This is a genomic window from Paraburkholderia phymatum (assembly GCF_040965635.1).
GTDB classification, from domain to species: Bacteria; Pseudomonadota; Gammaproteobacteria; order Burkholderiales; family Burkholderiaceae; genus Paraburkholderia; species Paraburkholderia phymatum_B.
In genome coordinates this window covers 50358-70457 of sequence record NZ_JBFRCH010000035.1, presented here as the reverse complement: position 1 = coordinate 70457, position 20100 = coordinate 50358, and the positions used below count along the sequence as shown (strand labels likewise).

Annotated in this window: 18 protein-coding genes and 2 pseudogenes; 16 read left to right on the top strand and 4 right to left on the bottom strand. The window is 63.2% G+C overall.

From position 1 onward, the window contains the following. From AB4Y32_RS33675 to AB4Y32_RS33635, 9 genes and pseudogenes are all read left to right on the top strand, one after another. Nucleotides 1-275, top strand: a pseudogene (locus AB4Y32_RS33675) (hypothetical protein); the annotation flags it as partial. Nucleotides 276-316: 41 nt separating this feature from the next. Next, nucleotides 317-691, top strand: a complete 375-nt coding sequence (locus AB4Y32_RS33670) for a hemerythrin domain-containing protein (protein WP_368725453.1) — start codon at nucleotides 317-319, stop codon at nucleotides 689-691. Nucleotides 692-915: 224 nt separating this feature from the next. After that, nucleotides 916-1116, top strand: a complete 201-nt coding sequence (locus AB4Y32_RS33665) for an erythromycin esterase family protein (protein WP_368725452.1) — start codon at nucleotides 916-918, stop codon at nucleotides 1114-1116. Nucleotides 1117-1269: 153 nt separating this feature from the next. Beyond that, complete coding sequence (locus AB4Y32_RS33660) at nucleotides 1270-2328, top strand: flavodoxin family protein (RefSeq protein WP_368725459.1); 1059 nt, start codon at nucleotides 1270-1272, stop codon at nucleotides 2326-2328. Nucleotides 2329-2474: 146 nt separating this feature from the next. Beyond that, entirely contained in the window at nucleotides 2475-2957 is a 483-nt protein-coding gene (locus tag AB4Y32_RS33655) for a GNAT family N-acetyltransferase (protein ID WP_368725458.1), read from the top strand. Continuing rightward, nucleotides 2958-3623, top strand: a complete 666-nt coding sequence (locus AB4Y32_RS40765) for a hypothetical protein (protein WP_439899877.1) — start codon at nucleotides 2958-2960, stop codon at nucleotides 3621-3623. Between the two features lie 8 nt (nucleotides 3624-3631). Next, a complete protein-coding gene (locus AB4Y32_RS33645) occupies nucleotides 3632-4087 on the top strand; it encodes a hypothetical protein (protein ID WP_368725451.1) in 456 nt (151 codons plus the stop codon). Between the two features lie 1283 nt (nucleotides 4088-5370). Continuing rightward, entirely contained in the window at nucleotides 5371-6540 is a 1170-nt protein-coding gene (locus AB4Y32_RS33640; RefSeq protein ID WP_368725450.1) for a hypothetical protein, read from the top strand. Between the two features lie 168 nt (nucleotides 6541-6708). Beyond that, nucleotides 6709-6867: a hypothetical protein gene (locus AB4Y32_RS33635; protein WP_368725449.1), complete on the top strand. Its 159-nt coding sequence runs from the start codon at nucleotides 6709-6711 to the stop codon at nucleotides 6865-6867. A gap of 54 nt (nucleotides 6868-6921) precedes the next feature. On the opposite strand, the gene AB4Y32_RS33630 is transcribed toward AB4Y32_RS33635, so the two are convergent. From AB4Y32_RS33630 to AB4Y32_RS33620, 3 genes are read right to left on the bottom strand one after another with little or no spacing between them, the layout of a single operon-like run. Continuing rightward, nucleotides 6922-7551 (bottom strand): membrane integrity-associated transporter subunit PqiC, encoded by a 630-nt coding sequence (locus AB4Y32_RS33630; protein ID WP_368725448.1) that lies wholly within the window; start codon nucleotides 7549-7551, stop codon nucleotides 6922-6924. Continuing rightward, nucleotides 7551-8846 carry an MlaD family protein gene (locus AB4Y32_RS33625; RefSeq protein ID WP_368725447.1) on the bottom strand — a complete coding sequence of 432 codons (1296 nt, stop codon included), beginning with the start codon at nucleotides 8844-8846 and terminating at the stop codon, nucleotides 7551-7553. The genes AB4Y32_RS33630 and AB4Y32_RS33625 overlap by 1 nt, the downstream gene beginning before the upstream one ends. After that, complete coding sequence (locus AB4Y32_RS33620; RefSeq protein ID WP_368725446.1) at nucleotides 8843-10048, bottom strand: paraquat-inducible protein A; 1206 nt, start codon at nucleotides 10046-10048, stop codon at nucleotides 8843-8845. The genes AB4Y32_RS33625 and AB4Y32_RS33620 overlap by 4 nt, the downstream gene beginning before the upstream one ends. Before the next feature lie 860 nt (nucleotides 10049-10908). Between AB4Y32_RS33620 and AB4Y32_RS33615 the strand changes: the two genes are divergently transcribed. Continuing rightward, nucleotides 10909-11775, top strand: coding sequence for an SDR family oxidoreductase (locus AB4Y32_RS33615; protein ID WP_368725445.1), 867 nt, complete (start codon nucleotides 10909-10911; stop codon nucleotides 11773-11775). Here AB4Y32_RS33615 and AB4Y32_RS33610 read toward each other — a convergent pair. Next, nucleotides 11772-12884: a glycosyltransferase family 4 protein gene (locus tag AB4Y32_RS33610; RefSeq protein WP_368725444.1), complete on the bottom strand. Its 1113-nt coding sequence runs from the start codon at nucleotides 12882-12884 to the stop codon at nucleotides 11772-11774. The two genes, AB4Y32_RS33615 and AB4Y32_RS33610, sit on opposite strands and share 4 nt — an antisense overlap. 132 nt (nucleotides 12885-13016) lie before the next feature. On the opposite strand from AB4Y32_RS33610, the pseudogene AB4Y32_RS33605 reads away from it, so the two are divergent. The 6 genes and pseudogenes from AB4Y32_RS33605 to AB4Y32_RS33580 all read left to right on the top strand — a co-directional run. Next, nucleotides 13017-13208: pseudogene (locus tag AB4Y32_RS33605) on the top strand (glycosyltransferase family 4 protein); the annotation flags it as partial. A gap of 2 nt (nucleotides 13209-13210) precedes the next feature. Further along, nucleotides 13211-14962 carry an HAD hydrolase family protein gene (locus tag AB4Y32_RS33600; RefSeq protein WP_368725443.1) on the top strand — a complete coding sequence of 584 codons (1752 nt, stop codon included), beginning with the start codon at nucleotides 13211-13213 and terminating at the stop codon, nucleotides 14960-14962. A gap of 99 nt (nucleotides 14963-15061) precedes the next feature. Continuing rightward, a complete protein-coding gene (coxB, locus tag AB4Y32_RS33595) occupies nucleotides 15062-16132 on the top strand; it encodes a cytochrome c oxidase subunit II (RefSeq protein ID WP_368725442.1) in 1071 nt (356 codons plus the stop codon). Next, the gene (gene ctaD, locus AB4Y32_RS33590; protein WP_368725441.1) at nucleotides 16129-18762 is read left to right on the top strand and encodes a cytochrome c oxidase subunit I; all 2634 of its coding nucleotides are present in this window, start codon (nucleotides 16129-16131) and stop codon (nucleotides 18760-18762) included. The genes coxB and ctaD overlap by 4 nt, the downstream gene beginning before the upstream one ends. Next, on the top strand, nucleotides 18759-19103 hold the full coding sequence (locus AB4Y32_RS33585) for a hypothetical protein (RefSeq protein ID WP_368725440.1): 345 nt from the start codon (nucleotides 18759-18761) through the stop codon (nucleotides 19101-19103). The genes ctaD and AB4Y32_RS33585 overlap by 4 nt, the downstream gene beginning before the upstream one ends. After that, entirely contained in the window at nucleotides 19079-20059 is a 981-nt protein-coding gene (locus tag AB4Y32_RS33580) for a cytochrome c oxidase assembly protein (RefSeq protein ID WP_368725439.1), read from the top strand. The genes AB4Y32_RS33585 and AB4Y32_RS33580 overlap by 25 nt, the downstream gene beginning before the upstream one ends. Nucleotides 20060-20100 lie beyond the last annotated feature (41 nt).

Here is a 20100-nt window from a genome sequence, read left to right as displayed (position 1 = left end):
TCGCGATTCCGCTGACGCTAAAACATATCGTCGACGAATTGAGCCACCCGGAATCGCCCGTTGTGTTCCCTGTGTTTCTGGTGCTCGCGTATGCGCTGCTGCGCTTTTTCGCCGATGCGCTGAACGAAGCGCGCGACGTGGTGTTCAGCGCTGTCACTCAACGCACGGTTGCCGATTTCGCCGAGCGGCGCGCTCTTTTCGATCGTGCCGACCTTCATCTCCAAGGCCGCCGTGGAAAACGCAGCGCACGACGCCATCGAAATGCTGAAGGCGGACCATCGCATCGCGGAGCAGTTCCTTCGATGCTTTTCACAGGATGGCCGACACCGACCATGAAGCAAAGCGCGCGCTCGTGCTGCACGCATGCGAGGAGCTGACCGTTCGCACGCTGATCGAGGAAGAGATTCTCTATCCCGCCGCATACACGGCGCTACAACAGTTAGAGGAAGTCGATGTCGATGAAGCCTGCGTCGAGCACTTCCTGATGAAGACACTGGTCGTCAGATTCGAATCGCTGAAGCCCGGCGACCGCGGTTTTGATGCGACATTCGAAGCGTTGGTGGAGATCGTACGTCATCACATCGAGGACGAGGAATCCGTTCTGTTTCCCAAACTGCTCAAGAGTGGCCTCGATCTCGTGCGGCTCGGCGAGGAAATCGCCACAGGAAAAAAAGTGTTGATGAAAGGCTGAAAGCGGCGGGCAGCAAGCTCGCTGCTCAAAGAAGCCTCGCGTTCGATCGCGAGGCGAAGTGATAAATGGGCGCTAATGGGATCGGACTGCGTCATCGGCCGTCATGCGCTTGCTGCTCGCAAGCGCATCATCCGGTAATAGCGCTCGGCCGATGCAACGACGGACAGTTGCGAGCATCAGTTCCATGCATCCCATCAGACTCGCTGTGTGGTCGATCGGGCGCGATGCATCCGCAGTTGCACGAGCGCTTGCGGGCGCCGAGGCTCGAACGCTTCATCTGCGTCATCTACCGGCCGGATACGGAGATGCATAGCCACTACACGAAAGCGACGCTCTCCGAACAGTTCCGACTCGACACACGCGATCGCCCGCTTGCCACACGTGCCACCAAGCGCGCGCCGGACCTCGATCCATTCGGCGTCTGAAGCCTGCACATTGGATGATCGAACCACCGTGGGTACGCTGCTTGCAGATCAGATAGCGTTCGCGCCTTTGCGCGCTTTATAGCGACGATCGAAGCAGGAGTGAATCTCGTGAAGAGTCCGGCAAAAAAGTCTGAAGGTGCGCGGCCCGTCGTGATGAAAGGACAGGTGACGGAGAAAATGACGCGGGAAGCGTTTCGTGAGCGCTTCAATGCGCGCTTTTACGATCCCGCTTTCCGCTCCGAGGACGACGCCATCGCGCGGCTCGAAGTGATCGCATGGCAGGCGTATCAGCAGGGCCGCAAGGCACCCGTCACGCAGAAGGCAGGCGCGGGCTACGCGGACCCTGACTACGACTTGTCCGTCGAATGGCGCGAAGCATCGCTGCGGGTGAAGGCGGCGCAGACACGTCAGCAGGACCCGTCGGCGCGTTCGCGCATTCTCATCATCAACGCATCGTCGCGCAACGACTACACGTGTCCCGGTGAAATGTCGAAGAGCTTTCGGCTTGCGAAGCGTATAGAGTCGGTCATTAAAGCTGCGAATTTCGAGGCGGACTTTCTCGACCTGTCGCTGCTTGCCTCCGATCATGACTGGCACATTCATCCGTGCAAGGGCTGCGTATCGACTGCCATGCCTTTGTGTCATTGGCCATGCAGTTGCTATCCGAATCATTCGCTCGGCCAGGTCAACGACTGGATGAACGAAATCTATGAGCGGTTTGCGGCGTGCCATGGTGTCGTCATCGTGACGCCGGTGTACTGGTACGAGTCGCCGAGCCCGCTGAAGCTGATGATGGACCGGCTCGTGTGCGCCGACGGCGGTAATCCCGATCCGTCATCGACACATGGCAAGGATGCGCAGCGCGCGAAGGAACTCGAGCTGGAAGGGTGGCCGTATCCGAAGCATCTGAAGGGGCGCGCGTATGGCCTCGTCGTGCACGGCGACGTCGCGGGCATCGAAGGATCGCGCGCGGCGCTCGCCGACTGGCTCGACTGGATGGGCTTCATCGAAGCGGGTGCGCAGGCGCGGCTCGACCGCTACATCAACTACTACGCGCCGTATGCGACGAGCCACACTGCTCTCGACGACGATAAGGGCGTGCAAGCGGAGACGGACAACGTCGCGCGTGCCGTCGTCAACGCGGTGACGGCGATTCGCGCAGGCGAACTGCGCCGGCCCGACGACGCGCTCGAACCGCCGCGCACGAAGTGAGTGTCTTCGCTGCAAGTTCGAGCAGACCCCGATGGGACGCCTGGGGCCGGGAGTGATTCGACGCGCATCCGATCGGCGCGCACTGCCATTCAGGAATCGCACTTGCGCGACTACGCATAAAAAAAGGCCGCGAGACGGAGTACGTGATGATGGAATCGGCTATGGATTTTGTGATTCAGCGTGAAGATCCGTATTCGCTGGATGCGCAGATGTTGATGGACGAACTGAGCGCGATGCTCGCTCTCCTTTCCGGGGACGGCGGTCAGTCCCGCTTCTGCACCGACGATGTGTGCTCCGCTAGAGGGGCATTCATGATTGCGCGAACGTCACACGGCACGCTGCTGGGCTGCGGTGCGTTCCGGCGCTTCGACTTCGGCGTTGCTGAGCTGAAGCGCATCTATGCGCGGTCCAACAAGGCGGGCGTGGGTCGGGCCATATTGAGCGCGCTGGAAACAGAGGTTGTTGCAGCCGGCTATCACACCGTCGTACTGGAAACGCGTGCAGTGAACCGGCGAGCCATTGCGTTTTACGAGCGCAATGGCTATTCGCCCATCGATGGTTTCCGAAGCGGTTCGGACCTGGCGGACGCACGCTGTTTCGCCAGGACGCTTTGCGGCATCGACGCCTGAGTGGACGAACGCGTTCGCCACGCACGTGAAGCCGACTACACCGCTACTGGCCGTCAGTTTCTTCGCGGCCGACGTGCAGGCGGGCGTCGGCCCGTTTCTCGGCATCTACTTGCAGGCGCGTGGACGCCCGATACGATCGGCACCGTACTGACGCTCGGCGGGATCGTCGGCATGCTCGTGACGGCGCCCGCCGGCGCGCTGGTCGATGCCACGTCTCATCGGCGCGCGGTCGTCGTCGGCGCGGGCGCACTGTCGATCGTCGCCGCGTGCGTGATCTGGCTATCGCAGCGGTTTTGGCCCGTCACGCTGTCGCAGATCGCGGCGGCGACGGCCGGCGCTGCCATGGGCCCCGATGGCTGGCCTGACGCTCGGCATGACGGGCCGCAAAAACTTCGACCGGCAATACGGCCGCAATCAGGTCGCGAACCCATCGCGACGCTGATCACGCTGCCCGATCAGGCCCATATGTGGCCTATCCCCATCTCCGGATGGCGCGCAGTCGCGCAGCGCGAATCAATGCGCGATCTCGTCGCGACATTGATAAATGCAAGGCGCATCGCTCCGGGCTCGCAGTCGATATTCGCTTTCAGCAAAGGCGCGAATAGTCGATTAAAACGGCGCGAAACGCGGAGATTCATTCCTCATACCATAAAGGCCGTCGTGTAACATTTCCCATGAATGTCGTCTTGTTTTGCAGAGACCTCGCCTTGACACGCCACATTGCCCCGGCTTTTTCTGGTCAGCAGCCAGTCTCACCATCGGCCCGCCTGGACGACAGGCAGCTTATTGAATTGCTCTGTCATCTGGTCGTCGAACAGTTACTGTCGCGCGCTATTGCGGGCATCTGGCTGATACCCGAAAGTCTGGTCGAATGCATTCAGCGCTGGGCCAAAATGAAGGGTGTCTCACCCGGATGGCTCGAAGCGACGCGTATCGGCCAACTCTCGGAACAACTCGCTTTCGACCTTTGGAAGATCCAGCATCTTCGCGGGCCCACGAGGATCACCCGCTTTTTCGATGTGCAAGGGATGCTGGATAGCGACTCACCGTTCGTTGAGCGAATGTGTGCAGTCTGTGAGGCACGTTTGCTCGCGCACGGTATGGTAGCCGCGCGAAACCGGCAATCATAGCTTGCGTGCGGGCAGATCTTATAGGCCAGCTGATCGCCGGATTTTCATGATCTGAATGGCAGTTGCCATTCAAGGCAACGAGCGGAGACCATCGTCTGCTGCTGACGTCAGTCCCAAAGCGCATGCCGTCACCGCGTCGTCGCGTGCCAAAGCATTGATTGACAGGGCCACGGCATGTGGCGATGTAACCCCTCTGCCAGGCGCACGCCTAATGATGATGATCGAATCGCGCGGTCCGAGCGCGACGTGCACTGCGTGCCGCACCATGAACGCATCGACGTTCTGTCAGTGCCGTTCGGTCAGACGGGCCTTTGCGTTGACGTATCGCGAGCCGATCGCCATTTGGGTCGGTCGCAACTGATCGGGATGCCGTATATCATCGTCGGAAGCTCCTTCGGTCGAGTGGGCGCGGCGAACACCTTCTTCTTTCGCATCGCGCATACTGCGCACTCGCACCGCCCCCCTCATACGCGAGGGCGAATACAACACGAGCGTCCAACCGCATATCGACGGGAACTTCGACGCGCGGAGCGCACGCCGCGTATCAGGCCGCCGTCGCTTCACCATCGCGACACACCTCATTCTGCTCCACGTTCTCCACTGCTCCGACCAGACCGGCGTCTACGAATCCGGGCCTTTCTGGATTTCACCTTGTCGGGAAAGACCAGGAATCAGCCCGATGGGAAGGCTGGCACGACGCGGACCGGTTGTCGCTTTCCCGGCAAACCGTACCCGAGTGGTGGCGGGCCCGGTGACCATACGCTCGACGTAAAGACCTTGGTGTACCCGTACCATATTGCAGTGAATGCGTCACTGGCAATGCGCCGCCAAAAACCGAGCGCCTGAGCCGACGCAATCCAGAAACACTCCAGATGAGGAACCCAAAGTAAATTCAATATGCCGGAAGCGAGGAAAGAAGCAGGAGCAGATCGAGACGCCTCCACTGGCGCCGCAGAACCGATGCCATGCTGGCCAACGGCGCATAACGCGTCAGGCAGTCTGCTTCAATCGTAAATGCGAGGCATCTAAAGGGTTTGCCTCGACCACTACCCTTGTGGGATATGGGTGCTTGCGATGAACTACGAGTAGTCAGCTCTTTTGTCGTCGATCCTCTGGAACCGACGTTCTCAGAGGGCCGCATGATACGGCGCGCGTCGTCGCAGACAACGTCGGTGACGAGGGGCGCCGTCTCGCAATTGCCGCTTGACGCGGGCGGGCACATGTGTTGCGCCTGTCATACGTACGGTGGCGAAGATGCCGAAGGGCGGCGAAAGGAGACAGTCATGAGACAGACCGTGTTAGGCGTATACGACAGCTACGCAGACGCGTGTTCGGCGCAGCGGGCGCTAGGCGAAGCAGGCGTTGCGCAGGCCGATATTGCCATTTACTCGATGTCGGTTGATGCCCCCGCCGAAAAAGGGCCGCGTGTCTATGTACCGGGCGGTAGTGACGTGCGTCATCGCAAGCCTGTCTTCGATCAGCTTGAGCATCTGTTCGCACGGCTCTTCAGGCAGGGCGCGTATCCACCGGAGACCGAAGACTACAGGGAATTCATCCGCCGCGGCGGAACAGTTGTCAGCGCCGACGTTTCCGAAATGCAGGTTGATCTGGCGCGTGAGGTGATGTGCCGCGCGGGCGCAGCCGACATCGGGGAGCGCGGCAATGCATGGCGGAATGGTTCCGTCGAAACGGGTACGTCGCAATCCGCGCCAGATCGCGGTAGCTCGACGACCTACGATTCCTCCAGCCGGGACGAGCCGGCGACGGGCCACCAGGGCGACACGACGTTACGCAGCGGACGCGTTGCGGACGTCGCGTCATCGCTGGATAGCCCGGAAGAGCCGCCGCTCGACACATCACCGGCTTCGGCATTGCCGCCGGAATCCGCCGGCGATGCTTCTCACGCGGCAGGAACCGAAACTGTGCGCACTGCCATCCCGTCGGCCGGACCGAACGTGGTCGGTGGGATGCAGCAGGTAATGACGCGGACAGAGGGTGGCGGATCGGATCCGTCCATGGAGCAGAAGCAGCAGTTATCGGGTGTACCGGACGCCGGACGCGCGCGCACCTCTGCAGGTGTGGACGCGGATCTCAAATCCCAAGCAGCGTTCCCGCCCGATGACAGCAGGAGCGGCGCAAAAGCGCGGCAGACCTCGGGCACAGGGCTGGTGGGCGATCCTGTCATGGGAACCCCGCTGGACGACGACCACTACGACGATGAATTTCGCAGGGACTATGACGCTCACTACGCGGACACCGGCGCGTCATACGACGAATATCGGCGCGCGTACACGCATGGAACCACGCTCGGGCAGGATGAGCGATATCGCGGGCAGGACTGGCAACAGGTCGAGCCGAGTGCCCGAGAGCATTGGGAGTCGCATTATCCAGAGAGTGGCTGGGAACGATTCAAGGCTGCAGTGCGGCACGGCTGGGAACGCGTTACGAAGTAAGCGTACTTCTACTTGTGCAGAAAATGGGCAGGAGCGGGACTTCACCCACGGAGGCCACGTCCGCGCTCGACAGCGCATCGGCGATCGACGTTACGGAATGTCGCCGTCATCGAGCCGGAAACAGGATCATGTCCGATGTAATGGACGTCCTATCGCCACGCCAGAACAATGGCGGCACTGCTTGAGGGATTCGAGTATGCGAGCGTGTACGGAACCTTTCGTCATGCCGAAATAGAATCCGATGGCAAGGCGGCCGTCGCGGCGTCGGTTCAGCGATACATCGACCTCCTCGACGACCGCTTCGATGCATCGGTGCGTGGCGGCTAGTCGGCGTCGACGATCTGTTTCGCGGTAACGCGTAGTCGCGATCCAGGTTGCGCCTCAATGCGTGGGTATCGACGCCGCGATGCCATCGGCCAGTTCGCCGAGAACCCGGCTCATCGCAGCTGCTTGCGCCTCCGCATCATGTCCTGCGATCCCGGACACGAGCGTCGCCTGTCGCGTCAGCGTGACGTGGGCAGGATGCCCGGACAACAGCGTCCACGCTGCCTGTAATGTCAGTCTCCCGCTCGCATCGGCTTCGCAATCCAGCACGGTGACGACCAGCGTACGCGTGTCGGGTGGCGCTGGTGCGTCCGGAAAGACGAACGAGCCCGCGGGCAATCGCGTCAAGAGGTCCTGCGCCAGCGTGCGGCGCATCAGTTGGGCAAATGGAGCGCCCCACCGTTCGCTATCGTGGATCGTCAGACGGTTGCGGGAGGCCAGCGTGACGACTTCAGGCCGATCGAGCACGGCCGGTATGTGCACCGCGGTTAGTTGTACGGGCGATATCGGCGTCGTCGTGCGCGTCTCGACTGGCATCGCGTTCAGCGTCACATAGCGCACGGGCATGCTATGCCCGCATCCCGTGATCGCAGTCCCGACAAGCGATACGACGAGCGCTGCCGTCGGCACGGTCACAGTGACGAACGCATCGCGGCCACGGTGGCCGGGGCTTGGACGACTGCGCATTACGGATTCTCCTCATGTCTGCCATGCACGAGCGCCTCTGGATGACGATCCAGATAATCGGCCAGCGCCCGAACGGAGCGCGCTGTATCCGTGAGCTCGCGCAAGGCCGCAGGCAGGTCGTTCTGGCTCGATGCGTCACCCCCGAGCGTGTGGTTCGCGGCGGCGACCGTGTGATCGGCGGCATTGGCCGTCTCGCGCAGTTGCGCGACGAGCGGACCGATTTGCGGGGACACCTGGTGCAACGTGCGATCGATTTGCGTCACGGCCCGGTCGATGTGCGCCAGGCTGTCGCGAATCTGCGGTGAAGAACTCAGCGCGCTGACACGCGCTGCAATACTGCGGACTTCTTCGCCCGTCTCCTTGATGGGAAGCGCGTCGATCTTCCTGATGACATCGTTTGCCCCGGATGCAATTGCGTCGAAGTCCGCAGACGCCACGCTCGGAATCACGGGTATGCCGTTGTCAGCGGCAAGCGTCGCGCCCGATGCGCCTGTCGCGAAGTCGAGACTGACCTTGCGCGGCCCGACGAAGGGTGGGTCTTGCGAAAGTCGCGCCCGTAATCCTTCGGCGACCAGGCGCTTCATCATGCCATCGACGAGTGGCCGCCAATCGCCGTTGGCGGGTGGAGGCACGCCGACGATGCCGAGCTGCGACGGGTCGAGCGCGATCTGGACAGGCGTGGTCAACGCGCCCGTACCAGCATCGTAGCTGAGGCGTACGCTTGTGACAGTGCCGACATGAAAGCCGCGCAACTCCACGTCGGCGCCGTTCCTGAGTTCGCCGGCGGCGCCGCCGAACCGCACGACATACGTCACGACAGGGCCGTGCTGGGGCGTAAGCGCGGGCCGTCGATCACCTCCGTCGAAGCGAACCTCTGGCTTGCCGGGTCCTGGCTCCATGACGATCTCGGGCCCCGAAAGCAGCGCCTTCATCGAGGACGGGTCGCTGAAATCCGCCTGTGCGCCACGCAGAAAGAACTTCGTGCCGCTGCGCAGATACTGCTTTTCCGCGTGATCGATCCTGAGCTTCGCTTCGACGTGCCGGCCATCGGGGGCTAGCGAGATGTCCGAGACGTCACCTACCTTGACGCCGCGCAGTGTGACGATCGTGTCGTCGGGCTTCATCCCATAGGCGTTGTCGAAAGTCACCGTGACCATTTCGCCATCGTGAACCAGCGCGCGAATGCCGAGCCAGCCGGCCACGCCGAACGCCGCGAGTGGCACCGACCAGATCCAGCCCGGCCACGCGCTGCGCCGCACGTCGGCCTGCGTGCGATGCGAACGCGGGCTGTTCATGGTCGTCTCCGGACCCGGACGTCCCACATCATTCTCGGATCGAACGCGCGCGACGCAGTCATCGTGAGAAAGACGACGAGCGCAAACGCCGTCGCGCCGATCGCAGGTCTTGCCGAAGCTATGCCGTCGAGCGGGATAAGCGGCGCAAAGGCCGCAATCGTAAATACGTCAACGTTCGACCATCGGCCCAGCTCGTCAATCCATCGATACAAATGTGCCTTGATTCGTAGATGCTCGCGCGAGCGGCGCTTCACAGAGGCGATGAACCAGGCCATGCCCACGATCTTTGCCAGGGGTATGACGATGCTCGTGCAGATGATGAGAATGCCGAGTGGCCAAAGGCCGGCATGAAAGAGCTGGTACACGCCGTCGATAATCCGATGTGACACGTCGTGACCCAGTTGCGTGGAAACGGTCATCGGATAAAGATTGGCGGGCACCGTGAGCACGAGTGCCGCAAGCGATAAAGCGGCCGCTCGCACCACGGCGTCGGGCTTGCGCACGCGCAGCTTCTGCCCGCACCTGTAGCACGGCTGTCCTTCCCGGGAAACCGGTTCGACGAGGTCGCACACGGTGCAGGACAGCGCAGCTTCGCCTTTCGCGAGCGTTCGTTCAGCCGCAATCGCGCGCCAGATCGTCCGGCGATCGAGCGATGCACGCGTGAGCATCGACATCAGCGCTGCCGCAATGAAACAGTAGCCGCCCTCGCCGATGGTGCCCGTCAGATTCTGCGTCACGCGTGCATATCCGACGAGGCAGCCTACGAGATAGACATCGGGCATTGCCCAGATATCGAGCAAAACGGTCCAGCGAAACAGTGCGCCGATGCCCTTGAACCGCCAGCCGGCCCGGACCGCCCCAAGCACGAGCGTAAGAGCACCGAATCGTATGAACGGCAGAACGATGCCGAAGGTCCCCAGCAACACCGCGAGGATGATCCAGTCTTCGCGCCACATTGCGACGATGCCTGACGCAAGCACCGACGATCGCTCAGTGCCGAGCATATGCACCGTCATCAGCGGCGCCAGGTTCGCTGGAAAGAGGAGCGCGAAGGTTGCCATCGAGCAGGCCAGCGCCGCGTTAAGGCTACGGCCGCTGCGCCGCTCAAGCGGATATCGGCATACACGGCAGCGTGCGAGCATGCGCGAGGCGAGCGGCGGGATATCTTCGAGCGCGCCGCACTCAGGGCAGCCGATCGTCATGTAAGCGCGTCCGCTGGCTGCTTGCCCGCAGACGACCTCCGTGCTTGAAATGGGTTGCTGGTCATCGCCTTGACTCCGGAGCGCTGCTCGTTGCGTGTCACGCATGCATGACTGCGATTGCGGACGAGCGACTCATCTCGGACCAGCATGACACGTTCCTGTTACGCTGAAGTCCGGCTCCGTGGTTATCCGTAGACTGTCTGACGCAGCCATAGCTCTCGCGCCAGCCGCATCGCTATGCATATCCCGAGGACGCCAGCGATATACAGCGTCAGACGTTAATTGGGGGGCGCTTTCAGCGCCGTACTTTTAAGTTTTGAATCACCCGGAAATGAAGCGCGCGAGACCTCACATTGAGGCATTGGACCAGGTTCGACGTTGCAACGAAGTCCAACGTGACTCACGGTAACAGGCCGCGAGATTGAACGACTACGGCAACTCGTCTTCTCGCGCTCGTGAAGGACCGACCATAAACGGGTAGCCGTGGCGGCGCTGCTGTCTCCTCAAATTCTGACAATCCCTGAGGTGGCACGAGCACGAGGCGAATCGACCCGTCGACAGAGTCTGGCTCGAGACATCGCATCCCAGGCTTACCGCCGGACAACACCGAACATATTGCTCGTCGCTAAACGGGGAGGGCGGTGGGCCCTACCCGGCGGTCGCCGGGAACCGGACGAGGCGCTGGATGCCATATCGGCCCCGTGTCATGGCTCGTGAATTCCCTGTGACAGAGCAGACGCCGTGCCGCCAGGTTATGTCGAAGCCGGGCCTTTCCATTCGGGCCGGGCAGGCGTATTGCTCGCCACCCGTATCCGATAGCCACACAGGCACGTCGACAACGTTCACGAGGGGGCATCGTCATGACCAGCAGCAAGCAACCCGCGCCGCCATTTCCGTCGCAACGGCAGCAGAGTGTCCCTGGACACACGGCATCCATGCAGCCGCAGCCCGATCACGGAGAAGAAAGTTACGCGGGCAGTGGCAGGCTTTCAGGTAAAGCCGCGATCATTACGGGGGGCGATAGCGGTATCGGCCGCGCGATCGCGATCGCGTTTGCGCGTGAAGGCGCCGACGTGCTGATCGCCTATCTCGACGAAGACGAAGATGCCGAAGAGACGAAACGCTGGATCGAAAAAGCAGGGCGCCGCGCGGTGCTGGTGCGCGGCGACATTGCCGACCCACGTCATTGCGACGAGATCGTCGATCGCGCAGTGAAGGAGTTCGGCAAGCTGGACGTGCTCGTCAACAATGCCGCGTACCAGATGACGTACGACTCGCTGGACGACATCAGCGACGAGGAATGGAACCGCACGTTCGACACCAACATCGGCGCGATGTTCAGGATCTCGCGCAAGGCGGTCCGGCATATGAAGCAGGGCGGCTCGATCATCAACACCACGTCGATCAACGCAGACAAACCCAACCCGGGACTGCTCGCCTACGCGACGACGAAAGGCGCGATCCAGAACTTCACGGGCGGCCTCGCGCAGTTGCTCGCCGAGCAAGGCATTCGCGTGAACTGCGTCGCGCCGGGACCGATCTGGACGCCGCTCATTCCATCGACGATGCCGAAGGACAAGGTCGAGAGCTTCGGCAAGCAGGTGCCGATGAAACGGCCCGGGCAACCGGCCGAACTGGCGCCCGCGTATGTGATGCTCGCCTCCGACGAAGCCAGCTATATCTCGGGCGCGACGATCGCGGTGACAGGAGGCACGCCGATTCTTTAGCGCGCTTTGGCGCGCGCGTCGAGTGTACGTTCGAGTGAGGGAGCGCGGCGTCGCGTCCAGTCATGTGTCGCAGGCGCCAGCGCCCCACACAGGCTCGCATACAGTTCGATGTAATCGTCTGCCATGCGCGCAGCGGTGAAGCGGGACTCGAATGCGCGGCGGCAAGCGCGTCGATCGATCGAGCCAATCTGTTCGGCAGAGGCAACGGCGCCATCGACATCGTCGACGAGGTGGCCGCTCACGTTGTCCTCGATGATCTCGGTCATCGCGCCACGCCTGAACGCGATGACGGGCGTTCCGCATGCCATCGCTTCGATCGCGACGAGGCCGAAGGGCTCCTCCCATTCGAGTGGAAGCAGCAGCGCGCTCGCCTGAGAAAGCAGACGGCTGCGCGCCTGTCCGCCCGTTTCGCCGAGATAGTCGACGAAGGCCGCGTTCTTGTGCAGCAGCGGCTTGATGGTCTTCCGGAAGTACTCGCGCTCGCCAGGATGGACCACTCCCGCGATCTTGAGCGGCATCTGCGCGCGCCGCGCGATTTCGATCGCCAGATCGGGGCGCTTGCCGGGCATGATCCGGCCGAGAAACAACAGGTAGCCGCGCGGTGCGTCTTCGAACGGGAGCGCGTCCGCGGGAATGCCGTGATGAATCGTCCTGGTCCAGTTGGCCCCGGGCAGCGCCTTGCGCTGGCTTTCGGAAATGGCGACGAGCGGCGCATCGGCGAACTCGCGCAACAAAGGACCATGATCATGCGCGAGCATCAGTCCATGCATCGTGGTGACATGTTTGCACCCGAGGCTGCGCATCAGCGGGAAGTGGATCGGCTCTCCATGAAAGTGCAGGATGTCGAACTCGCGTGCGTGTTGCATGACCTGTCCCAGTTGGCGCACGTGATGGCACGATGTGTCCCACGCGCTTGAATCTCGCCACAATCCGCGCTCGCATCCGGCGATCAACGCGGCCGAGGTGAGCGAATCCCCGCTGGCGAACAGCGTGACGTCGTGCCCGCGCCGAACCAGCTCTTCCGTCAGGTAATGGACGATGCGCTCCGTCGCTCCATAGGCGAGGGGCGGAACCGGTTCGTAGAGCGGCGCAATCTGAGCTATTCGCATTGCCTTCTCTTCTCGTATGGTGATCGCTTTTGCCGGGCAGCAATCGGCATTCCGTTGACTCGTCGACGCGCGCGACTGGAACAACGGATGCTCGCTTCATCGCACGTCAATCCTGATGCTGGACACGAAGCGATGCGTATCGCGCAAGTCTCGACACTCTATGAACGCATGCCGCCCGTCGCGTATGACGGCATAGAACGTGTCGTCTCGTGGCTCACGGAAGAACTCGTCGCGCGCGGCCACGAAGTCACGCTGTTTGCAAGCGTCGACTCGATCACGGGAGCAGACCTCGTGTCGGTGTATCCGCGTGCTGATATGGAGGTGTCATGCGTTACCTGGCTTTGGCGACGGACTACGACAATACGCTCGCAGAAGATGGCCGAGTGGCTGACGCCACGTGGGCCGCGCTCGAAAGGCTGCGCGAGTCCGGCCGCTATCCGGTTCTCGTCACGGGGCGCGAACTCGACGACCTGTTGACGGTCTGTCCACGCCTCGACGTGTTCTCGCGCGTGGTCGCCGAAAACGGCGGCGTGCTGTTCGATCCCGCAACGAAAGACAAACGGCTGCTGGCCGAGGCGCCGCCGCCGGCGTTTGTCGACGCATTGCGCGCGCGTGGACTGGAGCACTTCAGCGTCAGTGAAACGCTGGTCGCGATGATGAAGCCGAACGAGCGGATCGCGCTCGAAGCGATACGCGATCTCGGCCTCGAGCTCAATGTCGTGTTCAACGGCGATGCCGTGATGATCCTTCAGCCCGGCGTCAGCAAGGCATCGGGTTTGATGGCAGCGCTGGCGGCATTGCGGCTGTCGCCGCTCAATGTCGTCGGCGTGGGAGACGCCGAAAACGACCATGCGCTGATTCGCGCGTGCGGCATGTCGGTCGCGGTGGAAAATGCGTTGCCGGCGTTGAAGCCGCACGCGGATCTCGTGACCTCGCATCCAGATGGTCGGGGCGTGGCCGCGCTGATCGACGCGCTGATTGCCGACGATCTGCGCGGCCATGCATCGTCGCTTGCCAAATGCAGGCTCACTGTCGGCAAGCGTCGCGACGCGCCCGCGTCGTCCGTCGTGTCGATCGACGCGTATGGCAGCGTCGTGCTGCTGGCGGGCGCGTCGGGATCAGGCAAGTCGACGGCGACGGAGGCGCTGCTCGAAAGGCTTGCCGACGCGGGGCATCAGCTATGCATTTTCGATCCGGAAGGCGATTACGGCAGCGATGACCATACGGCCGTGGTCGGCGACGCGCAGCACGTGCCCGCCGAAGACGAGGCGTTGCAACTGCTCGAAGGCGCGCGCCAGCCAGCCGTTGCGATCAACATGATGCGCGTGCCGCCCGGCGAGCGCGCCCAATATTGCGCCGCGCTTCTGCCGAGGCTGCAGACGCTGCGCGCGCGAACGGGGCGGCCGCATTGGCTCGTCTTCGATGAGGCGCATCATCTGTTTCCCCGCACGTGGGCGTCCGCGAGCGCGGCCGTTCCTGAAGCGCTCGAGTCGGCGCTCATCGTGACCGTGCATCCCGAGCAGCTTTCGCCGGCGCTGCTCAAGCAGGTGAACGTGGCGATCGCGCTCGGCGACGATGCCGCCGGCAAGCTCGATGCGTTCGCGTCCTCTATCGACATGGACCTGCCCATCGTGCCGGAAAAGGGTGCCAAGCGCGGCGAAGCATTGTTCTGGGAGCCGGCTCAAGGCGAGCCTTACGTCGTGACGATCGAGCGAGGGCGCGGACAGCATCGCCGTCATCTGAGGAAGTATGCGGAAGGCCTGCTGATTCCCGAGCGCAGCTTTTACTTTCGTGGGCCGCGCAGCCAGCTCAATCTGCGCGCGCACAATCTCATCCTGTTCGTCGAGCTGGCCGAGGGCGCCGACGAAGAGACGTGGCGTTTCCATCTTCAGCGTGGCGACTACTCGCGATGGTTCGAGAGCGTGCTCGGCGATGTCGAGCTGGCAAACGAAACGAGGACGATCGAACAGGACGAATCGTTGTCGCCAACCGAGAGCCGTTCGCGCGTCCTCTCGGCCATCACCGCGCGCTACACGCAGCCTGAGAATCCGAACCTCCCGCGTGTGAGCGAACGGTAGCGCGACGGTCTCGTGCGGCGATGCATGAATGAGCGGGTTTGCGCAGTGTCGCGGAACGGAATTTGCTGTCCGCGTGTGTCCGCCTGTTCGGCCACTGCCATGCACGAAAACCTGAGTCGAAGCCTCACGATTGCGTTGCAGCGTTCACATGCGTGTGCCGAGCGCGCGCTGACGCTGACGGCGTTCTTCGCGGGCGACGCGATCGCGCAGCCGAACCAGAATGCGCTGCAACCGGCGGGCGCGCAGGCCGCGCATATCGCGCGGCTCTGGAATCTGACGCTCGTCGTCTGCGGCGTGGTGTTCGCGGGTGTCTTGCTTGCAACGGTGGTGTCGCTCGCGCGCCGGCGGCGCGGCGATGCGCGCACGCCACCCGATGCCGGGTCGGCTGATGCCCCCGAGCTACGGACGCGCCGCTTCGTCATCGGCGCAACGGGACTCTCGGTCGTGCTGCTGGTCGGGCTCGTCGTCGCGGACGTGTTGACGGACCGCGCGCTGTCGCGTCTGCCCGTGGACAACGCGGTGCATATCGAGGTGACGGGCGAGCAGTGGTGGTGGCAGGCCGCCTACGCGCCCGACGGCGGCAACGCGGGCTTCGTCACCGCCAATGAACTGCACGTGCCCATCGGACGCCCCGTGATCGTTTCACTGAAGGCAGGCGATGTCATTCACAGCTTCTGGGTGCCGAATCTGCATGGCAAGAAGGACATGCTGCCCGGCGTCGATTCGACGATCGAGTTTCGCGCCGATCATGAGGGCATTTATCGCGGACAGTGCGCGGAATATTGCGGCGCCGAGCATGCGCTGATGGCGATGCTGGTAGTCGCGCAGACGCCGGACAGTTACGCGGCATGGCTGAAGCAACAGTCGGCGCCCGCCGTTTCGGCAGGCGACGCGCTCGCGTTGCGCGGCCGTCAGGTCTTTTTGCAATCGAGCTGTGCGGGCTGCCATACAATACGCGGCACCTCCGCGCAGGGCACGCTCGCGCCCGATCTCACGCATCTGATGAGCCGGCAGACGATCGCTTCCGGCGTGCTGGCGAATACGCAGGCAAACCTGCTCGCGTGGATTCGCGACCCTCAGGCGCTGAAGCCCGGCACGACGATGCCTTCCGTGCCGCTTGCCGCCGACGATCTGCGCGCTGTCGTCGCGTGGCTGGGGACGTTGCAATGAGCACGGCCGAACCGCGCATCGAGCACGTCGACGCGGACGTTTCGCTGAAGGACGGACCCGACGCGCCGCAACGCGCGCGCGACGCGCTGGCCGTGACGTGGAGCGATCCACGCGGCCTGATCGGCATGTTGTCGGCCGTCAATCACAAGACCATCGCGCGACGCTTCGTCGTCACGACATTCGCGTTCTTCATGCTCGCCGGCATGCTGGCGCTCGCGATGCGCACGCAGCTTGCGCGCCCCGACAGCCGGCTGATCGGCCCGGAGCTATACGACCAGCTCTTCACGATGCACGGCTCGACGATGATGTTCCTGTTCGCCGTGCCCGTCATGCAGGCGGTGGCCGGCTATCTGGTGCCGCTGATGATCGGCGCGCGCAGCGTCGCGTTTCCGCGCATGAACGCGTACGCGTACTGGGTGTTCCTGTTCGGCGGCCTGATGCTCTACACGTACTTTGCTATCGGCTCGGGCCCGCGCGCCGGCTGGTTCAGCTACGTGCCGCTGGCCGGTCCCGACTACGCGACGGGCAAGGGCTCGGACGTCTGGGCGCAGATGATCACGTTCACCGAACTGTCCGCGCTGCTGGAGGCCGTGGTGCTCATCACGACGATCCTCAAGATGCGTGCGCCCGGCATGTCGCTCAACCGGATGCCGCTGTTCGTGTGGGCGACACTCGTCACGCAGTTCATGGTGCTGTTCGCGATGCCCGCGATCATGCTCGCCAGCACGGCACTGATTCTCGACCGGCTGGTCGGCACGCAGTTCTACAATCCGTCGCTCGGCGGCGACGTGCTGCTGTGGCAGCATCTGTTCTGGTTTTTCGGGCACCCCGAGGTGTATCTGATCTTCATCCCGGCGCTCGGCTTCATGTCGTCGATCATCGCGACGTTCGCACGCCGCCCTGTATTCGGCTATCCCGCGATGGTGCTTGCGCTGATCACGACCGCGTTCCTCGCGTTCGGCCTATGGGTCCACCACATGTTCGCGACATCCGTGCCCGCGCTCGGCAAGAGCTTCTTCACGGCCGCGAGCGTGATGATCGCGATTCCTTCGGGCGTGCAGATCTACTGCTGGCTCGCGACCTTGCTCACAGGACGGCTCAACCTGAAGGTGCCGCTGCTGTTCGTGCTGGCGTTCTTCTTCATTCTCGTGCTCGGCGGATTGACGGGCGTGATGCTCGGCTCGGTGTCGCTCGACCTTCAGGTGCACGACACCTATTTCGTCGTCGCGCATCTGCACTATGTGTTGCTGGGCGGTGCCGTGTTTCCGCTGTTCGGCGCATTCCACTACTGGTTTCCAAAAGTGACGGGAAGAATGCTCGATGCGCGGCTGGGCCAATGGCAGTTCTGGCTGTTCTTCATCGGCTTCAATGTCACGTTCTTTCCGATGCATCTGCTCGGACTGCATGGCATGCCTCGCCGGGTCTGGACTTACCCGCACGGCATGGGGTGGGACACGATGAACTTCGGCGCGACGGCGGGCGCCTACATGATTGCGCTGAGCGTGCTGATCTTCATCGTCAACGTGGCTCGCAGCGCGCGGCGCGGCGAGCGCGCGTCCGCCGATCCATGGGGCGCCGATACGCTCGAATGGAGCACGCCGAGTCCGCCGCCCGCGCACAACTTCGATGCGCTGCCCGTCGTGCACGGATGTCATCCGTTGTGGGAGCGGGCTCGCGAGCCGCGCTGGGTATCGGGCCTGACAGCCGGCGCGCGTGAAGTGCTGACGACGAGCGTACTCGACGCAAAGCCCGATACGCGTCCGCTGTTTCCGACGCCATCGCTGTGGCCTTTCGTGAGCGCGGTCGCGACGACGGTGTTCTTCATCGGCTCGATCTACACACCGAGCGCGGTCTGGTGGGGCACGCTGCCGGTTGCGGCTGCCATGATCGCGTGGTTCTGGCCGGCGCGGCGCTTCAATGCCGTCGCGCGTGCGCTCGAACGGTGGCCGGATGCGGCGGACGACGCTGCGTCAAAACGGGCGCACGAAGCGGCAACATCGCGACCGTCGCAAACCGGATCGCTCGATCAACAGCCTTCGACGCTCGACGTGCGCAAGCTGCCGAGTTTCGGTTTCGGTTCGCGCAGCCTGATGTGGTGGGCGACGGCAGGGCTGATGTTGATCGAAGGCACCGTGTTCGCGATTGCCGTCGCGATGTACTTCTACCTGCACAGCGTCAATGCGGCCTGGCCGATGGATGCGCCGCCGCCTTCGCTGCTGTGGGGTTCGTTGAATACGGCGATATTGCTGCTCAGCATTGTGCCGAACGAGCTGGCGAGACGCGCCGCGCTGAAGGGGCATCGCGAAGACGCACGGCTCTGGCTCGCCGTGTGCCTCGCGTTTGCCGTGATCTTCCTCGTGCTGCGAGGCTTCGAATTCGCGGCGCTGAACGTGATGTGGTACGCGAACGCGTATGGGTCGATCGTCTGGCTGCTGCTCGGGTTGCACACGACGCACCTCGTCACCGACACGGTCGACACCGCCGTGCTCGCGCTGCTGCTCTACACAGGGCCCTTCGAAGGCAAACGTCTCGTCGATACCTGCGAGAACGCGGTCTACTGGTACTTCGTCGTGTTGAGCTGGCTGCCCATCTACGCCGTGATCTATCTGGCGCCAAGGATGCTGTCATGAAGCGGATGCCCGCCGCTGCCTGGCTCGGCCTGCTCGCCGCACCCGCGATCGTGCTGACCGCGCAAAGCATCGACTACGCGCTCGTTCATGTCGCGTGTTCGCACGGCAGTCGTCTCGCGCTCGACATCGTCAGCTGCATGGGCTTGCTGTTTTCGGGCGCGACGGCCTGGTTCGCGTGGCGCCTGTGGCTCAGGGCGTCACGGCCTTCTGCGCAAAGCGGCACGGAAAGCGATGCACGCGTCGCGTTCTTCGCGTCCATGGCGATGTGGGTCGGCGCGCTGTGTGCGCTGATCCAGTTGATGATGTGGTTCCCCCAATGGATACTTTCGCCTTGTCGTTGAGACGTCTTGCGAGGTTCGCGGTCCTCGTCGCGCTGCCTGTGTTGGCTATCGCGACGGATTCGCGCGCGCATGGGCTCGTCGACACTTCGCGCGGGACGCTGTCGTTCGGCTGGAGCGCGCAGCCGTGGGTGGTCGTGTCGATGACAGCGAGTCTCGCCGCTTATGTCGCCGGCTATGTCCGTTTGCGCAGGCGTGGCGCGCGGCGCATGCAAAGCAGGCGATTGCGGCGCGCGTATCTGCTCGCGTTCGTGGCCGGCTGGGCCGCGCTCGCGCTGGCGTTCTTCTCCCCACTCGATGCGCTCGGCAGTGCGCTCTTTTCCGCGCATATGGTTCAGCACGAAGCGATGATGCTCGTCGCGGCGCCGTTGTGCGCGATGGGCCGCCCGCTCGGCGTGTGGATCTGGGCGTTGCCGCATCGCGCGCGGTTGTGGGTCGGGCAGCGTATCAGGACACGCGGATTCGTGCGTTTCTGGCATATGCTGACGATGCCAATCACCGCGTGGGTGTTGCACGCGGCGGCGTTGTGGGCGTGGCATGCGCCCGCGCTCTTCGAAGCGGTGCTGATGCGCCCATGGGTGCACACGCTGCAACACGCGAGCTTCCTGCTGACGGCGCTTCTCTTCTGGTGGAGCATCACAGGCGAGGGCGCGCGGCGGCAGACGGATGGCCATGCGATGCTCTCGCTGTTCACGACGATGATGCACACGGGCGCGCTCGGCGCATTGATCACGCTCGCGCCGCAGCTCTGGTATCCGCTGTATGTCGAGCCGTGCAGCGCGCTCGGTGTCGATCCGCTGAACGATCAGCAGCTCGGCGGACTCATCATGTGGGTGCCCGCAACCACGGCTTATCTCGTGGGCGCGCTGGCCATCGCGACACGCTGGCTGATGCGCCGCGACGCACCGGTGCTGACCGCACAGCATGCTGTCATCGTGCGGCGGGATGGCGTGCAATGAGACGGCGACATCGGAATACGGCAAGCCGATTGACGCTCGTC

What these genes read in the sequence shown, in the direction of transcription:
- AB4Y32_RS33670 (WP_368725453.1), top strand. Translation starts at nt 317, where the DNA reads ATGGCCGACACCGACCATGAAGCAAAGCGCGCGCTCGTGCTGCACGCA.
- AB4Y32_RS33665 (WP_368725452.1), top strand. Translation starts at nt 916, where the DNA reads ATGCATCCGCAGTTGCACGAGCGCTTGCGGGCGCCGAGGCTCGAACGC.
- AB4Y32_RS33660 (WP_368725459.1), top strand. Translation starts at nt 1,270, where the DNA reads ATGAAAGGACAGGTGACGGAGAAAATGACGCGGGAAGCGTTTCGTGAG.
- AB4Y32_RS33655 (WP_368725458.1), top strand. Translation starts at nt 2,475, where the DNA reads ATGATGGAATCGGCTATGGATTTTGTGATTCAGCGTGAAGATCCGTAT.
- AB4Y32_RS33645 (WP_368725451.1), top strand. Translation starts at nt 3,632, where the DNA reads ATGAATGTCGTCTTGTTTTGCAGAGACCTCGCCTTGACACGCCACATT.
- AB4Y32_RS33640 (WP_368725450.1), top strand. Translation starts at nt 5,371, where the DNA reads ATGAGACAGACCGTGTTAGGCGTATACGACAGCTACGCAGACGCGTGT.
- AB4Y32_RS33635 (WP_368725449.1), top strand. Translation starts at nt 6,709, where the DNA reads ATGGCGGCACTGCTTGAGGGATTCGAGTATGCGAGCGTGTACGGAACC.
- AB4Y32_RS33630 (WP_368725448.1), bottom strand. Translation starts at nt 7,551, where the DNA reads ATGCGCAGTCGTCCAAGCCCCGGCCACCGTGGCCGCGATGCGTTCGTC.
- AB4Y32_RS33625 (WP_368725447.1), bottom strand. Translation starts at nt 8,846, where the DNA reads ATGAACAGCCCGCGTTCGCATCGCACGCAGGCCGACGTGCGGCGCAGC.
- AB4Y32_RS33620 (WP_368725446.1), bottom strand. Translation starts at nt 10,048, where the DNA reads ATGACGATCGGCTGCCCTGAGTGCGGCGCGCTCGAAGATATCCCGCCG.
- AB4Y32_RS33615 (WP_368725445.1), top strand. Translation starts at nt 10,909, where the DNA reads ATGACCAGCAGCAAGCAACCCGCGCCGCCATTTCCGTCGCAACGGCAG.
- AB4Y32_RS33610 (WP_368725444.1), bottom strand. Translation starts at nt 12,884, where the DNA reads ATGCGAATAGCTCAGATTGCGCCGCTCTACGAACCGGTTCCGCCCCTC.
- AB4Y32_RS33600 (WP_368725443.1), top strand. Translation starts at nt 13,211, where the DNA reads ATGCGTTACCTGGCTTTGGCGACGGACTACGACAATACGCTCGCAGAA.
- coxB (WP_368725442.1), top strand. Translation starts at nt 15,062, where the DNA reads ATGCACGAAAACCTGAGTCGAAGCCTCACGATTGCGTTGCAGCGTTCA.
- ctaD (WP_368725441.1), top strand. Translation starts at nt 16,129, where the DNA reads ATGAGCACGGCCGAACCGCGCATCGAGCACGTCGACGCGGACGTTTCG.
- AB4Y32_RS33585 (WP_368725440.1), top strand. Translation starts at nt 18,759, where the DNA reads ATGAAGCGGATGCCCGCCGCTGCCTGGCTCGGCCTGCTCGCCGCACCC.
- AB4Y32_RS33580 (WP_368725439.1), top strand. Translation starts at nt 19,079, where the DNA reads ATGGATACTTTCGCCTTGTCGTTGAGACGTCTTGCGAGGTTCGCGGTC.